Here is a 14,891-nt window from a genome sequence, read left to right on the forward strand (position 1 = left end):
GTGATCAGGCCACCCGAGCCGGTGCGGACGAAGTCCTGCTGGAACGTCTCGGCGGCCAGGCCCGACGCCAGCCACACCGCCACCGCGGGCTCGTCCTCGATCTCGTGGCGGCCGGCGACGATTGCCTGGGCGATGCAGCCGATCAGCGCGGGCGCCTCGACCATCTCTTGCACCGTGTTGAGGACGTCCGCAGCCTTGTCGGTGTGTGATCGCGATCCAAGTAGCACCGCCAGCGACGGCGCCTCACCCGCGAGCTCGTCGCGCGCGTGCGCGGTGGCCTCCACCGCGGCCTGCCGTGCATCGGGCGTGGTGGAAACCCCAACTCCGATCCGCACCCTTCCATGATGCGCCGCCCAGGGTGCGACGAAACGTTCACGTTCGCCGCCGTTTGCGCAGCCCGCGGCCGAGCGGCGGCGCGACCTTAAAACCCCTGCGTCGGTGGGTCGCCGAGAGTCCTGTGTTCGACGGGTGCAGGAACGAACGCCGAATCGTCCAGGCCAGTCACGCCAGCTCCCTCGAATTTCGATTCCACACTTGGGATTTCGCTATGGCTACCGGTCGGCAGGGCGTAGTCTGAGAGCCGGTGTCCGGGTATGTGCTGGGGGTTTGCCGCAAGCTCGTCACGCGGAAGGCGTGGCCATGCGACCTTCGTCGAACCGTTGCTACCGGGCCCGATGCCGGAATCCTCGATCGACTCGTCTGCTACACCGGCGGGTGCGTTCGCCAGATGGAAGGTGAATCATGCCTCAGATAAGCCAATACGCCCAGGGCACGCCCAACTGGGTCGACCTGCAAACCACCGATCAGTCCGCGGCTAAGCAGTTCTACGCATCGCTATTGGGCTGGAGTTACGACGACAACCCGATGCCTCAAGGCGGCGTGTACTCCATGGCCACGGTGAACGGAGAAACGGTGGCGGCAATCGCGCCGATGCCGCCGGGTGCAGAGGGCAGGCCGCCGATGTGGAACACCTACATCGCGGTGGATGACGTCGATGCGGCGGTCGACAAGGTGGGACCCGCGGGCGGGCAGGTGTTGATGGCACCCTTTGATATCGGCGAAGCCGGCCGGATGGCTGTCGTCGCCGATCCGACCGGCCCGGCCGTGGGGCTGTGGCAGGCCAACCGCCACATCGGCGCGACGCTGGTCGGCGAGCCAGGCGCGCCTATCTGGAACGAATTGATCACGGACAAGCCGGAATCTGCGCTGGCCTTCTATGAAGCCGTGGTCGGCTTGACGCACTCCGCTGTGGAGATGGCACCCGGTCAGAACTACACGCTGCTCAAGGTCGGTGGAAACGATGTCGGCGGTTGCACCGAACCGCCGATGCAAGGTGTCCCCAACGTTTGGCATGTCTACTTCGCCGTCGACGATGCCGACGCCACAGCGGCCAAGGCGGCCGAGGGCGGCGGGCAGGTCATGGTCCAGCCGTTCGACATACCGTCGGTGGGGCGGTCGGCTGTCTTGACCGACCCGCAGGGCGCAGTGTTCAGCGTGCTGAAGCCGGCACAGCAGATGTAGGGCCGAAATCGAAGCGCCACAACGCATTCAGCAAAACGCGGATCGCCGAACCCGAGACCAGGACGACTAGGCGGGCGCCGGCCCAACCAACAGCTGCCGAATGACCGGGGCGGCCCAGCGGCTGAGTTCCTCGCGGCTGAGGTGGGCCACCGGTGGATTAGCCAACACATATCTCGTCGTGGCAAGCCCAATCACGAACGCACCCATCAACCCGATTCGCTGAACCGGATTGTCTGGCGTGGCGGTGATCAATTTGGGCGCGACTTGCTCCGCGAACACCCGCCGCAGCGTATCGGCCGCGACCTGACTCGTTATCGCGGCGCGCAAGAGCGCCACGAACGTCTCGTCTTCCCACACCGCGAAGAACCGCGGCAGCAACAGGCCCGCAACTTCGTCGGGATCGACATCCGACAGGTCCGGCAATTCGATCGCGAAATCGGCTGCTGCCGCGAACAAGTCCTGCTTGCTGCCGAAGTAGCGGATCACCAGCGCCGCATCCACACCGACGTCCGCGGCGACGGCCCGCAGGGTCGTCCGTTCGTATCCCTCGGCGCCGAAGCGGCGTCGTGCCGCCGACAGGATGTCGGCGCGCGTCTGGCTGGCATTGCGAGGTCGCGTCTTGGTCATATCCGAGTCATTCCGTCGGTGCCGGTCCAACCAGCAACTGCCGGAAGATCGGAGCCGCCCAGCGGCTGAGTTCTTCACGACTGAGGTTGGCCACCGGCGGATTGGCGAGCACAGACCTGGTCGTGGCGAGCCCGATGACGAACGCATCCGTCAACGCAATCCGCTGCAGGTGATGGTCTGGTGTGGCGCCCATCAACGTCGGCGCTACATGCTTGGCCAGCGTCTCGTTCAGGGTGTTCGCTGCGATCCGGCTCGTCATCGCCGCCCGCAGCAGCGCCAGGAACGTGTGGTCGTCTTCCCACACCGCGAAATACCGCGGCAACAGCATGTCCGCAATGTGGTCCGGATCCGCCCCGGTCAGGTCCGGCAGCTCGATCCTGAAGTCGGTAGCCGTGGCGAACAAGTCCTGCTTGCTGCCGAAGTAGCGGATCACCAACGCCGCATCCACACCGACGTCCGCCGCGATGGCGCGCAGGGTGGTGCGTTCAAAACCTTCCGTCGCGAAACGGCGGCGCGCCGCCGAGAGGATGTCGGCGCGAGTCTGGGCGGCGTTGCGAGGCCGTTTTGTGCTCATCCCCAAACTCTATGTCAGCCGCTGTTGACTTCGGCGGCCAGGACGGCGTACGGTCTAAGTCACCGAATGTTGACAAAAGTCACCGATTGTTGAAATCGAGCTCTTGGACGGCGGGTGGTCCCCATGGCTGGCGGCATTGAACGGTCTGGCATCGCGACTCGTAAGACGGTGATGGGCGAGCATCGGATTGGCGTACTAGACCGCATCGCTGGGCTCGCGATCGCGGCGCCGAGGCGGACCCTCGGGATCGCAGTGCTCGTGACGGTGGCCGCGGCCATCTTTGGTATCCCCGTCGCAAGCAGCCTGTCCGCCAGCGGATTTCAAGACCCGACATCGCAATCGGCACGGGCGACCAAGCTCCTGACCGACAAGTACCGTCAGGGTGACGTGCAGCTGCTCGTCACCGTCTCGACGCCAGACGGCGTTGAGAGTCCAGCCGCCCGAGCCGCGGGCACCGAAATCGTCGACCAACTGAAAAGCTCGCCGCATGTCGTGAGCGTCACCTCGCCGTGGACAGTCCCGCCGCAGGCCGCCGCCGCGCTCGTCAGCAAGGATCGGACATCCGGGCTGATCATTGCGGGCATCAAGGGAAACGAAGGCGAGCAGCAGAAGATTGCCCAAAAGCTTTCGGCGCAGGTGAAGCACGACCGTAACGGTGTCACCGTGCAGACCGGCGGCGTCGCGATGGTCAATGTGCAGATCACCGGGCAGTCGCAGCGCGACTTGCGGCTGGTGGAATCGATCGCGATTCCGCTCAGCTTCGTCGTACTGGTCTGGGTGTTCGGCGGTCTGCTCGCCGCAGCGCTTCCCGTAGCCGTGGGTGGAATGGCGATTTTCGGCACCCTGGCGGTGCTGCGCACGATCTCGTTCGCCACCGACGTCTCGATATTCGCCCTCAACCTGACCACCGCCCTGGGTCTGGCGCTGGCCATCGACTACACGCTGTTGATAGTCAGCCGGTACCGCGACGAGTTGGCCGACGGCACAGACCGCGAGGTCGCCGTCGTTCGCACGGTGGTCACGGCGGGTCGCACCGTGTTGTTCTCGGCGACGACGGTCGCGCTCTCGATGGCCCTGATGGTGCTGTTCCCGATGCACTTCTTGAAGTCCTTCGCCTACGCGGGTGTCGCCACCGTCGCGTTCGCCGCCTTCGCCGCCGTGGTTGTCACGCCTGCCGCGCTGATCCTGCTCGGCGACCGGCTGGAGTCGTGGGATGTCCGACGGCTCGTCCGCCGCCTGTCGGGCCGGCCGGAGCCCGTCCCGACTCCCCTCCAGCGGCAGTTCTGGTATCGCTGGACCAGGTTCGTCATCCGCCGAGCCCTACCGATCGGATTGACCGGGGTCGCCTTCTTGATGTTCCTTGGTCTGCCGTTCCTGAACATCAAATGGGGTTTCCCCGACGACCGCGTGCTGCCGCACTCGGCCTCTGCGCACCGAGTTGGCGACGAACTGCGCAACGACTTCGCCAACAACTCCGAAACCGCGGTGACGATCGTCATCCCGCACACTGGTCGCCTGACCGGCGACGACATCAGCCGATACGCGGCGGATCTGTCTCGCGTACCCGACGTCTCGGGCGTGTCGGTCCCAACGGGCACGTTTGTCAACGGCGTCCCGGTCGGACCACCGTCAGCGCCCACCGCAGAGAAGCAGGGCAGCACGTTCCTCACCGTCGACAGCACAGCTCCGCTGTTCTCCGATCGCTCCGAAACTCAACTTGACCGCCTACACGCGGTCCCGACTCCTGGCGGCGAGGAAGTCGATTTCACCGGCACCGCCCAGATCAATCGAGACAGCCTCGATGCCATCGCATCACACTTGCCTTTGGTGGTCGGGCTGATCGCCGGCTTCATGTTCATACTTCTTTTCCTGTTGACGGGCAGCGTCGTGATGCCACTGAAAGCGTTGGTACTCAACGTCCTTTCACTCACCGCCGCCTTCGGCGCGATGGTGTGGATCTTCCAGGACGGGCACCTCGGCGCGCTGGGGACGACGCCCAGCGGGGTCTTGGTCGCCAACATCCCGGTGCTGCTGTTCTGTATCGCCTTCGGCTTGTCGATGGACTACGAGGTGTTCCTCGTCTCCCGGATACGCGAATTCGCACTGGCGTCCGGAAAGACCAACGGGGACAACGACGAAAGCGTGGCGCGGGGAATCGCCCGCACCGGCCCGGTCATCACCGCCGCCGCCCTGATCATGTCGATCTCGTTCGCGGCACTGATCGCGGCCCACGTGTCCTTCCTGCGGATGTTCGGGCTGGGCCTCACGCTGGCCGTCCTCGCCGATGCCACCTTGGTGCGCATGGTGCTGGTGCCGGCATTCATGCACGTCCTCGGACAACGGAACTGGTGGGCTCCCGCGCCGCTGGTCCGGCTACACAAACGTCTCGGGCTGAACGACGGTCACTCCATCGCGCCGCCGGCGCATGAGGCGGACCCGAGCCAACCCGTAATCGCAGGAGTCCGCGGCGGGTAGCTCCGGTAATTGCCGGCATTACACACTCTTGTGCGACTGTCGACGAACTGTAACGCTACCCAACATGCCCGACACGCACCTCGTCACCAACCAGGTCCCGCCCCTGACGGACCACAACCCAGCGACCTCGCCGGTGATCGTCGAAGCACTCATCCGCGAGGGCGGCCAGTGGGGTCTGGACGAGGTCACCGAACTCGGCGCCATCGCGGGCGGCGCGCAGGCCCAGCGCTGGGGCGAGTTGGCCGACCGTAACCGCCCGATCCTGCACACCCACGACCGCTACGGCCACCGCATCGACGAGATCGAATTCGACCCGGCCTACCACGAGCTGATGCGCACGGCGATCACCCACGGCGTGCACGCCGCCCCGTGGGCTGACGACCGTCCGGGCGCCCATGTCGTGCGCGCAGCCAAGATGTTGGTCTGGACCCCCGAGCCCGGTCACGTGTGCCCGATCTCGGCGACCTATGCCGTCGTCCCCTCGCTGCGCTACAACCCCGAGCTCGCCAAGATCTACGAGCCGCTGCTGACCAGCCGCCACTACGACCCCGAACTCAAGCCGCCCACCACCAAAGCCGGCATCACCGCGACCATGTCGATGACCGAGAAGCAGGGCGGCTCGGACGTGCGGGCCGGCACCACCCGGGCCACGCCCAACGGCCCCAATGCTGATGGCAGCTACAGCCTCGTCGGCCACAAGTGGTTCACCTCGGCAACGATGAGCGACATCGTCCTGGTGCTCGCCCAAGCACCCAACGGCCTGTCCTGCTTCCTGCTGCCGCGCGTGCTGCCCGACGGCAGCCACAACCGGATGTTCCTGCAGCGGCTGAAGAACAAGCTCGGCAATCACGCCAACGCGTCCAGCGAGGTCGAATACGACGGCGCCACGGCGTGGCTGGTGGGCGAGGAGGGTCGCGGCGTGCCGACCATCATCGAGATGGTGAACCTCACCAGGCTGGACTGCACTCTGGGCAGCGTCGCCAGCATGCACACCGGGCTGACCCGGGCGATTCATCACGCCCAGCACCGGAAGGCGTTCGGCGCCTATCTGATCGACCAGCCGCTGATGCGCAATGTGCTGGCCGACCTGGCGGTGGAAGCCGAAGCCGCCACCATCGTGGCGATGCGCATGGCCGGCGCCACCGACAAGGCGGTGCGCGGCGACCAACGAGAAACGCTGCTGCGCCGGATCGGACTGGCGGCGAGCAAGTACTGGGTGTGCAAACGCGCCGTCTCACATGCCGCCGAAGCCTTGGAATGCCTGGGCGGCAACGGCTACGTCGAGGATTCGGGCATGCCGAGGCTGTACCGCGAAGCCCCGCTGATGGGCATCTGGGAAGGGTCCGGCAACGTCAGCGCGCTGGACACCCTGCGCGCCATGGCCACCCGACCGGCCTGCGTCGAGGTGCTCTTCGACGAACTGGCCACCACCACCGGCCACGACGCGCGGCTGGATAAGCATGTCGCAGCACTGCGAGCCGACCTGGAAGATCTGCAGACCATCCAGTACCGCGCCCGCAAGATCGCCGAGGACATCAGCCTCGCGCTGCAGGGCTCGCTGCTGGTGCGCCACGGCCACCCCGCGGTCGCCGAGGCGTTCCTGGCCACCCGGATGGGCGGGCAGTGGGGAGGGGCGTTCGGCACGCTGCCGACGGGGCTGGATCTCGCCCCCGTCCTCGAGCGCGCCCTGGTCAAGGGCTGATCGCCGGCGCCATCCCGGGCATCAGCGCCCAAACGTGGAAAAGATAGTGCGAGAGACCCAGCATCGCGGTTTATGCTGGTACCTGCCGACGGGGGTGACCGAGGAGAGGACAGCGCGGTGTCGCTTCTGACGGTGATCCCTGAGCTGCTGGTGACGGCGGTGACGAGTGTGGAGGAAATCGGTACCTCGCTAGTCGCGGCCAACGCGGTGGCGGCAGCGCAGACCACCGCGGTCGTGGCCGCGGCCGGTGACGAGGTATCGGTGGCTATCGCCGCGTATTTCTCAACGCACGCCCAGGACTTTCAGGCGCTCAGCGCCAAGGCCGACGAGTTTCATCAGCAGTTTGCGCAGGCCCTGAGGGACTCTGGGGGTTCGTATTCGGCCACCGAGGCGGCCAACGCCGCGCCGTTGCAAAGCCCGCCAGTGCAAAGTGTGCTCAGTCCGCCCGTGGCGCTGTCAGGCCGCCCGCTGATCGGCAACCTCGCTGAGACGATGGTGCCGCGGGCCGGGGGTGCCGGCGGGCCATCGCTCGGCGCCGGCCCCACCGCCGGCGCCGCCGGGCTGCTGGTCCCCGCCGTTGGGGCCGGCAGGCAGGGGGGTGGCGGCGCGTCCGACGAGACGTCCACCCGTCGTAGCTTCGGGCCACCCGGCGCGCCGCCCAGCGCTGCCCGAGAAACTTCCGTGGCAGGTCGCGATGCTCCGCGCAGCCCAGACGCTCAGCACGGCGGTGATCGGCGAGCGCACGGAATCGACGGCCCCATGACGATCACTCGTGACGACATGCCGAATCTGGCCAACGGCGCCGAGCGCATGGTGTGGGAAGCCCTGATCGAGCAGCTTCTACCCGCCGACCTCGTCATCGTCGGCCAGCGCGTCACCGACCACCTGAAGGACCACGAGATCGACTTCACCGTCGCCATCGAGGGAGCCGGGATCGCGTGCGTCGAGGTCAAGGGCGGCGAAGTCTGGCATGACGGCACCCACTGGCGGCAGAAGCGACGCAATAAGGACGTCAAAATCGAACCCGTCCGCCAGGCCCGGGAAGCCTGCTATGCGCTTCGCAACTTCGTCGAACGAGACCCGCGCTGGACCCGGGGCCGACTTCGGTGGGACCACATCGTCGTCCTGCCCAACACCGACGTGCCGCAGGACTTCGCATTGCCGGATTGTCCGCGCTGGAAGGTCATCGACCGAACCCAACTGCCCACTCTCGCGCCCCGGCTGCGTCACGTCCTCGTCAACCAGGAACTCGAGCGGCCGCTGCTCGACAAAACGGGTATCCAGCAGCTGCAGACCGCCCTCGGCGGGCGCGGATTCCCCCGGCGCAAGCCCGCGTCGGACATCCCGAAGGACGAGGACGCTGTCGCCTGAGTCACCGCGCGTGGCCGGTTATGACGGCCAAGGCTGCGCACCTCGGTTCGAGCACGTCTGGAAGTTATCGGTCCATACTGGATGGGTGTCGACATCTCATCGGCCGTAAGTCGCCCGCCTTTGCCGAGCATCAGATCTTGCCGAGGCGGAAGTGGAGGACATCATGATCATCCTTTACGTAGTGGCCGCAGTGTTCGGCCTTGGTGTGCTCTTGCTGGGCGCCAACGTCCGGGTCGTCAAGCAATTCGAACAAGGCGTCGTCTTTCGTTTCGGGCGCGTGCAAACCGGGGTCCGTGGACCGGGACTCACGTTGCTGATGCCCATCGCCGATCGCCTCAAGAAGGTGAACATGCAGATCATCACGCTGCCGGTGCCCGCCCAGGATGGCATCACCCGCGACAACGTGACCGTGCGCGTGGATGCCGTCATCTATTTCAAAGTCGCGGACCCGGTGCGTGTGGTTGTCGACGTGCAGGACTATGTGTCCGCTATTGGCCAGGTCGCGCAGACATCGCTGCGTTCGATCATCGGCAAAAGCGACTTGGACGACCTACTGTGCAATCGCGAGGGACTCAACCAGGGCCTGGAGTTGATGATCGACAGCCCGGCGGTGGGCTGGGGTGTGCACATCGATCGGGTGGAAATTAAGGACGTCGTACTGCCGGATTCGATGAAGCGGTCGATCGCGCGCCAAGCCGAGGCGGAACGTGAGCGGCGGGCTCGGGTGATCACCGCCGATGGTGAACTGCAGGCGTCTGAAAAACTGGCTCAAGCGGCCGAGACGATGGCTCTGCACCCGGCTGCGCTTCAGTTGCGGCTCTTGGAAACCGTGGTCGAGGTCGCCGCGGAGAAGAACTCCACCCTGGTGCTTCCCTTCCCCGTCGAACTGCTCCGGTTCTTAGAACGAGCAACACCGCAGGCATCCGGGAGCCGGGACGACGAAGCCGCGACGCCCTCTGCCGCGGCCGCGGCTCCGAAGGGCAAGATGTCAAAGCCGGACCCGCGGATTCCCGACGACGCCAGCGGTCTGTATTCCGACCGGCCCGGTGGCGTTCGTAGCGGCTAAGGACAAGATCTTCGTCGAACTTGGAACTGCCCCAGCGGGTCTGGCGGAACGGCCGTGTGGCTATGTCGTGGCGTGACCGGCCCGTGCCGCAGCGCGCCGTGCGGCTTCCGTGTGCTCGGCGGCGGTGACGACCACCGCGTCACACCCGGGGTACACCGTCGCCTCGTGGCCCGTCACCAGCCAACGCACCACGTACGGCGGAGAGCCGTCTTGAGAGCGCACCTCGATGATCTCAGCATGTTGATCATGCCGTTCGGTGGTGGTGCCCTTCACGACGAGGTAGTCGCCGACATTCGCCTTCATCGCCCGCTCCCTTCGCGTCCTCGTGAGACCGCGGACCACTCCATCGTGCGCGCGTTCATCCTTGAACGGAAGCGTGAGGGTTCAGGCGGACCAGCGGCCCTTGTCGTCTCCGACGACTCGAACCCTCTCCGGGTGTGCTGAATCGACCTCTACCGTGACAAGGTTCGTGTGAAGGACTGGAGCCTTGGAAGTGCTGATAGAGAGCGCCCAGACGGGAAGCTTCTTACACCCGCCTTTCAGCCGCCGATCCCGGATCACGGCGGCGTTCACTGTGGTTCCGAGGCCGAGTTTTGCGAATCGACTAAGCCATTGCTTATAAATAAGCGCTCGCTTACAGTCGCATCATGCCGAGGGCCCGGTGAGCGTGACGACGGCGAGCGTCGTCAGCACTTCCAAGGCCGCCGCGCGCATCAGGGCCGCCGCGATCGAAGCCTTCGCCGAACATGGTTACGGCGGTACGACCACCCGTGACATCGCGGCACGCCTCGGATTGAGCGCCGCCGCGATGTATCCGCACTACAAATCGAAGGAAGAACTACTTTTCGTCATCGCCTACGAGGGCCATGAAAAGACCGTCGAATGGCTCAAGGCCGCCGATCCGGTCAGCGAATCGCCCGCCGATCGCCTACGGGCCGTTGTTGCCGAATTTGCCCGCACGCAGGCCGCTTACCACGGCCGGTCAAAGGTGGTCGAGTTCGAGTTGACAGCACTCTCGCCGGACCACTACCGAGTGATCGTCGGGCTGCGCCGCAAACTGACCCGGCATCTTCGAGAGATCGTGGAAGCAGGCGCCGCCGACGGGTCTTTTGCGGTTCCCGACGCCGAGGGCGTGACCCTCGCGATCATTTCGCTGTGTGTCGACGTCTGCCGCTGGTTCCCGGCCGGGCGCTACGCCGATCCTGAAACCGTTGCCAAGCTCCACTCCCAGTTAGCCCTTCGCCTCGTCAACGCACCCACCGAATAGGACCGAACACATGACGCATCCACAACTCGCCCAGCCCTGGGGCGGCACCAGTCACGTCAGCGACATCGCTGGACCGGTGCACTGGGCGGACTTCGGCGGGCCGACGGGAGCTCCGCCCATCGTCGCGGTGCACGGACTGGGGGGCTCCCACCTGAACTGGGTCAGGATCGCCCGACCGCTCACCGAGCGCAACCGAGTGATCGCCATCGACCTGCCCGGATTCGGGTTCTCACCCGCTGCGGGCAGAAGGACCAGCATCGAAGCCAACACGAAGGTGCTCGACCGCTTCATCAACGAAATCGTCGGTGGTCCAGTCATTTTGATGGGCAACTCGATGGGCGGCGCCGTCACGATCCTGGAAGCGGCCGCCAACCCGCGGGCCGTCGCCGCGGCCGTACTGGTCGATCCGGCGCTGCCACGACCCGTCGAGGTACCCGACCCCCAAGTCGCCGCACAGTTCCTGATGTACGCCCTTCCCGGAATCGGCGAGGCCTTCATGGACATCAGCAGACGATCCAGAACCGACCGCGAGCTCGTCGAACGAGTCATCAACCTGTGCTTCGCCGATCCGCGCCGAAGCTCCCCCGAGGTGATGGACGCCGCCACCGAACTCGTCGCGTACCGTCGCCGTCACATGCCCCCCCAAGATGCCGCCTTCCTGCAGGCCGCACGGTCGATTGTGCGGGCCGGGCTCAGGCCGCGGCAGTTCAAGAACACCATGCGGTCGCTGGCGCAGCCGGTGCTGCTCATCCACGGCGATCGGGATCGGCTAGTGCCCATCGCCGCCGCACACATCGCGGCCGCCGCTAATCCCCGGTGGGACAACGAGTTTCTCCATGACGTCGGACACACACCGCAACTCGAGGCACCCGACGAAGTGATCCGCGCCGTCGCGCGTTGGCTCGATCGCCACGACATCGGCGCCACGGGCGCGACCGCACCAACTGCGGAACACCGATGAAATAGCTTGCGGCACGGCTCAGGCGAGCAGTCCGCGGATGTCGTCGGCGGTGAGTGTGGAGCCGAACGCGTTGCCGTCGTCGATGACACTGGCGAATAGCTTCGCCTTGCGGGCGTTGAGAGCCACTACTTTCTCTTCTATAGTGTCGCGGGCGATGAGCCGGTACACCATGACGTTTCGGGTCTGGCCGATGCGGTGTGTGCGGTCGATGGCCTGGGCCTCGGTGGCCGGGTTCCACCACGGGTCGAGCAGAAAGCAGTAGTCGGCCTCGGTGAGGTTCAGCCCGAATCCACCGGCCTTGAGGCTGATCAGGAAGACCGGTGCGTTTCCGTCCTTGAACCGCTGTATCACGTTCGCGCGGCTGCGGGTTCGCCCATCCAAATAGCAGTAGTTGATTCCCTCGGCGTCAAGGCGGTCGCGGACGCGGCCGAGGAAACGGGTGAACTGACTGAACACCAGTGCGCGATGGCCGCCGTCAATGACGTCGCGCAGATGTTCGGCGAGCGCGTCGATCTTTGCGCAGGCCAACGTGTCGTGCGCGGGGTCGACGAGCCCGGGGTGCAGCGCCATCTGTCGCAGCACCGTCAGCGACTTCAGGATTGTAAACTGGTTGCGCTGCAGGTCATCCAGCAGGCCGAGCACTTTCTGCCGCTCTCGTTGCAGTCGCCGGTTGTAGAGGGCACGGTGGCGCGGCGGCAGCTCGATATCGAGCACCTGCTCTTGCTTGGCGGGCAGCTCGGCGGCCACGAGTTCTTTGGTGCGGCGCTTGACCAACGGCTTGATGCGCCGGCGGAACAGGCCCAAAAGTTCGGGATCGCCGGTCTTTTCGATGGGTTTGGCATAGAAGTCGGCGAACTTGGTCGGGCTGGGGAACATCCCGGGTGCGGTGATCGACAGCAGTGACCACAGCTCCATAAGGTTGTTCTCCATCGGTGTACCGGTGATGGCCAGCTTGAACGGTGCGGCCAGCCTCCGTGCGCACTGGTAGGTCTTGGCGTGGCGGTTCTTGACGAATTGGGCTTCGTCGAGAATCAGCCCGGACCACGTTCGGGCGGCGTGGGTGTCGAAGTCGAGCCGAAACAGCGTGTAGGAGGTGACCACGATGTGTGCGCCCGCCGCCAGCTCGTCGAGGTCGGCGCCCGCGCGGCGCAGGGTGTCGTAGAGCGGCACTACCGACAGCTCGGGGGCGAATCGCGCGGCCTCGGCGGCCCAGTTCGCCACCACGCTGGCGGGCGCCACTACCAGGAATGGTGCCATGCTCGGGTTTTGCTGACGGATTTGGCAGATGAGCGCCAGCGTCTGGATGGTCTTGCCCAGGCCCATGTCGTCGGCGAGGATGCCACCGAGCCCGTGGGCGTAGAGCGTTGCCAGCCACGAGTAGCCGTCGGCCTGGTATGGCCTAAGTTCGGCGCGCAGGCCGGTCGGTATCGTCGCCGGTTCTACGCCCTGCAGCGCGCGCAGCCCGTCGACCTGGCGCCGCCACTCGTCGGCCTGCCTCGTCACGACGCCGAGTTCGGCGAGCTCGTCGAACAACCCAAGTTGGAATCGGCTGATCCGGGGTGGTCCCTCTTCGGCGTCGGTGAGAGCGCGGGCCTCTTCGATAAGCTGACGCAGCTTCACTAGCTCCGGCTTGTCGAGGGCGAAATAAGCGCCGTCTTGAAGCAGCAGGTGCGATTGGCCGGATGCGAGCGCGGTGAACACGTTGACGAATGGAACCTGTTTGCCTTCAATGCTGATCGTGACGCCCAGGTCGAACCAGTCCGTCTCGCCGGCCACCGCGTCCGTCGTCACCGCGATGACGAGAGAGCCGCCCGCTTCCCGATAGTCGACCGGGTCGCCGATCATCTCCAGCGTGACATCGGGGATGTCGGTGATCAGGGGTTGGACTTCGGTGGCGAATTGCATTGTGTCCAGGCCGGACAGCGACTTTCCGCTGAGCGTGCCGGCCGCGGCTCGAAGCCCCAACTGCTCCAACGGCGCTTCGAGGCTCGCGGCGAGCGCCTGCTCCGCTGGCAGGTCACGGTAATCGGCATACTCCGACCCGCCGACAGGAAGGCGAAAAGCTTTGCCGCCCAGGCTGTATTCCCATTCCCACGTCAACTCGAGCCGGTGCTCGTCCTGGTAGTCGGCCCGCAGCACCAGCGTGGGCCCTGCGATCGCGGGCGGGGTGAACGATTCGTCCGACGATGTGATGTCAGCGATGTGTCGCAACCTCGGGTAGTACTCGGCGGCGAAGCGCTGCGCCTCGTCGGCGGGTATGACCAGCGGCGTACCCGCGAGCGCCATGCGCTGTAACGCCTCAGGCGCCGGCTTGTCGAGTCTGGCCAGCCGCAACCTGCCGTCGGCGTATGCGACGCCGTGACCCGATGATCCGATGAACGCCAACGCCCGGGCGACAATGCCGTCTACCCGGAGCGTGGGCGCGACGGCGAGATCGTCCGCTTCGTCGACCGTCACATCCAGGCACAATTGTGCCGTGGCGTACGCCGGCACTTCGAGCTGTGGTCGTGCCTGCAGCAGCCGCAACCCGACCCGGCGCGCTTCGTCCAACAGTGGCCACAACTGCGGGGAATCAAATCGCAATAGCGAGATCGTCTTCCCGTCGCCGTACGAATACGACCCGTACGAATAGCGATAGTAGCCAAGTTGATTCGAGTTCGAGGCCCCGCAGGCCGCGTAGAGCTGCTGCAGCACTCGAAGGTGAGCTTCGCAGTAACCGCTGTGGCGTAGCATGTGCAGCTTGCCCCAGCTCAGTTCGCCGGCGACCCACCCGCCACGCTTGCCTGGCCGCACCACCCGTGCGTCGAGGGTGCGCGACGCCCCGCTCACCGTCAGGCTCAGCTCGATCGCCAGCGGTGTCCCGATGCGATCGGTCGTCGGGGCCGACGGAAGCAGCGCGTCTAACGACTGGCGCCATGCCGGGGGAGCCGGGGGAAGGGGAAGGGGCGGCTGACGTTGGGCAGACACCCCGTTCGGCACAGCGGCGGCGAGGACGATCGCCGCGACGTGCTTGCAGTTGACCTGCACCGGGCAGCTACAGGACCCGCTTTCGACATCCCACGTAGCGAAGTCTGCTGACCACAGCTGCACCCTGGTGGTGTAGATGCGGTCGTTGCTGCCGCAAACACCACCGAAAAGGCTGTGCAGCTTGGGGTCCCACACGCAACTCAGCACCCGACCCTCCTGCGCGTAGGACACGCCACGGCGCCAGGTATCGGCGTCAAGGACGTCGACCGTGCTGTCAAGGTCGATCGGCGGATACATCAGTGACTGCATGGCCGCAACCGTAACGACGGGGTCCGACAAGAGCGCCCGACCACGCCGCGT

At 65.8% G+C, this 14,891-nt stretch carries 11 protein-coding genes and 2 pseudogenes; 8 read left to right on the forward strand and 5 right to left on the reverse strand.

The annotated features are described in order from the left end of the window. Positions 1-335: FIST N-terminal domain-containing protein (locus tag VML93_RS05350; RefSeq protein ID WP_325608421.1), on the reverse strand; the 335-nt coding region annotated here is incomplete at its 3' end. A gap of 406 nt (positions 336-741) precedes the next feature. On the opposite strand from VML93_RS05350, the gene VML93_RS05355 reads away from it, so the two are divergent. Continuing rightward, a complete protein-coding gene (locus tag VML93_RS05355) occupies positions 742-1,521 on the forward strand; it encodes a VOC family protein (RefSeq protein WP_325608423.1) in 780 nt (259 codons plus the stop codon). A 66-nt stretch (positions 1,522-1,587) separates the two neighbouring features. Here VML93_RS05355 and VML93_RS05360 read toward each other — a convergent pair whose 3' ends face one another. Then, positions 1,588-2,148, reverse strand: coding sequence for a TetR family transcriptional regulator (locus tag VML93_RS05360; RefSeq protein WP_325608425.1), 561 nt, complete (start codon positions 2,146-2,148; stop codon positions 1,588-1,590). Positions 2,149-2,155: 7 nt separating this feature from the next. After that, positions 2,156-2,722, reverse strand: a complete 567-nt coding sequence (locus VML93_RS05365; protein ID WP_325608427.1) for a TetR/AcrR family transcriptional regulator — start codon at positions 2,720-2,722, stop codon at positions 2,156-2,158. A 171-nt stretch (positions 2,723-2,893) separates the two neighbouring features. Between VML93_RS05365 and VML93_RS05370 the strand changes: the two genes are divergently transcribed. From VML93_RS05370 to VML93_RS05390, 5 genes and pseudogenes are all read left to right on the forward strand, one after another. Further along, positions 2,894-5,197 carry an MMPL family transporter gene (locus VML93_RS05370; protein WP_325608488.1) on the forward strand — a complete coding sequence of 768 codons (2,304 nt, stop codon included), beginning with the start codon at positions 2,894-2,896 and terminating at the stop codon, positions 5,195-5,197. 64 nt (positions 5,198-5,261) lie between these two features. Next, positions 5,262-6,899, forward strand: coding sequence for an acyl-CoA dehydrogenase family protein (locus VML93_RS05375; RefSeq protein WP_325608429.1), 1,638 nt, complete (start codon positions 5,262-5,264; stop codon positions 6,897-6,899). Positions 6,900-6,971: 72 nt separating this feature from the next. Continuing rightward, positions 6,972-7,286: pseudogene (locus VML93_RS05380) on the forward strand (PE family protein); the annotation flags it as partial. A gap of 372 nt (positions 7,287-7,658) precedes the next feature. After that, positions 7,659-8,261: pseudogene (locus VML93_RS05385) on the forward strand (nuclease-related domain-containing protein); the annotation flags it as partial. A gap of 172 nt (positions 8,262-8,433) precedes the next feature. After that, the gene (locus tag VML93_RS05390) at positions 8,434-9,336 is read left to right on the forward strand and encodes an SPFH domain-containing protein (RefSeq protein ID WP_325608431.1); all 903 of its coding nucleotides are present in this window, start codon (positions 8,434-8,436) and stop codon (positions 9,334-9,336) included. Positions 9,337-9,396: 60 nt separating this feature from the next. Here the strand turns inward: VML93_RS05390 and VML93_RS05395 are convergent, their stop codons facing one another. Beyond that, positions 9,397-9,639 carry a DUF1918 domain-containing protein gene (locus tag VML93_RS05395; protein ID WP_325608433.1) on the reverse strand — a complete coding sequence of 81 codons (243 nt, stop codon included), beginning with the start codon at positions 9,637-9,639 and terminating at the stop codon, positions 9,397-9,399. 358 nt (positions 9,640-9,997) lie between these two features. Between VML93_RS05395 and VML93_RS05400 the strand changes: the two genes are divergently transcribed. Together VML93_RS05400 and VML93_RS05405 are read left to right on the forward strand one after the other, a co-directional pair. Next, positions 9,998-10,603, forward strand: a complete 606-nt coding sequence (locus VML93_RS05400) for a TetR/AcrR family transcriptional regulator (protein ID WP_325608435.1) — start codon at positions 9,998-10,000, stop codon at positions 10,601-10,603. A gap of 10 nt (positions 10,604-10,613) precedes the next feature. Continuing rightward, on the forward strand, positions 10,614-11,564 hold the full coding sequence (locus tag VML93_RS05405; protein WP_325608437.1) for an alpha/beta hydrolase: 951 nt from the start codon (positions 10,614-10,616) through the stop codon (positions 11,562-11,564). Between the two features lie 18 nt (positions 11,565-11,582). On the opposite strand, the gene VML93_RS05410 is transcribed toward VML93_RS05405, so the two are convergent. Next, entirely contained in the window at positions 11,583-14,840 is a 3,258-nt protein-coding gene (locus VML93_RS05410; RefSeq protein ID WP_325608439.1) for a DEAD/DEAH box helicase, read from the reverse strand. Between the last annotated feature and the right edge of the window lie 51 nt (positions 14,841-14,891).

Origin of the sequence: Mycobacterium sp. (genome assembly GCF_035499775.1) — a bacterium.
In the GTDB taxonomy this organism is placed as follows: domain Bacteria; phylum Actinomycetota; class Actinomycetes; order Mycobacteriales; family Mycobacteriaceae; genus Mycobacterium.

Coding starts and splice junctions, on each gene's coding strand:
- VML93_RS05355 (WP_325608423.1), top strand. CDS start 742: ATGCCTCAGATAAGCCAATACGCCCAGGGCACGCCCAACTGGGTCGAC.
- VML93_RS05360 (WP_325608425.1), bottom strand. CDS start 2,148: ATGACCAAGACGCGACCTCGCAATGCCAGCCAGACGCGCGCCGACATC.
- VML93_RS05365 (WP_325608427.1), bottom strand. CDS start 2,722: ATGAGCACAAAACGGCCTCGCAACGCCGCCCAGACTCGCGCCGACATC.
- VML93_RS05370 (WP_325608488.1), top strand. CDS start 2,894: ATGGGCGAGCATCGGATTGGCGTACTAGACCGCATCGCTGGGCTCGCG.
- VML93_RS05375 (WP_325608429.1), top strand. CDS start 5,262: ATGCCCGACACGCACCTCGTCACCAACCAGGTCCCGCCCCTGACGGAC.
- VML93_RS05390 (WP_325608431.1), top strand. CDS start 8,434: ATGATCATCCTTTACGTAGTGGCCGCAGTGTTCGGCCTTGGTGTGCTC.
- VML93_RS05395 (WP_325608433.1), bottom strand. CDS start 9,639: ATGAAGGCGAATGTCGGCGACTACCTCGTCGTGAAGGGCACCACCACC.
- VML93_RS05405 (WP_325608437.1), top strand. CDS start 10,614: ATGACGCATCCACAACTCGCCCAGCCCTGGGGCGGCACCAGTCACGTC.
- VML93_RS05410 (WP_325608439.1), bottom strand. CDS start 14,840: ATGCAGTCACTGATGTATCCGCCGATCGACCTTGACAGCACGGTCGAC.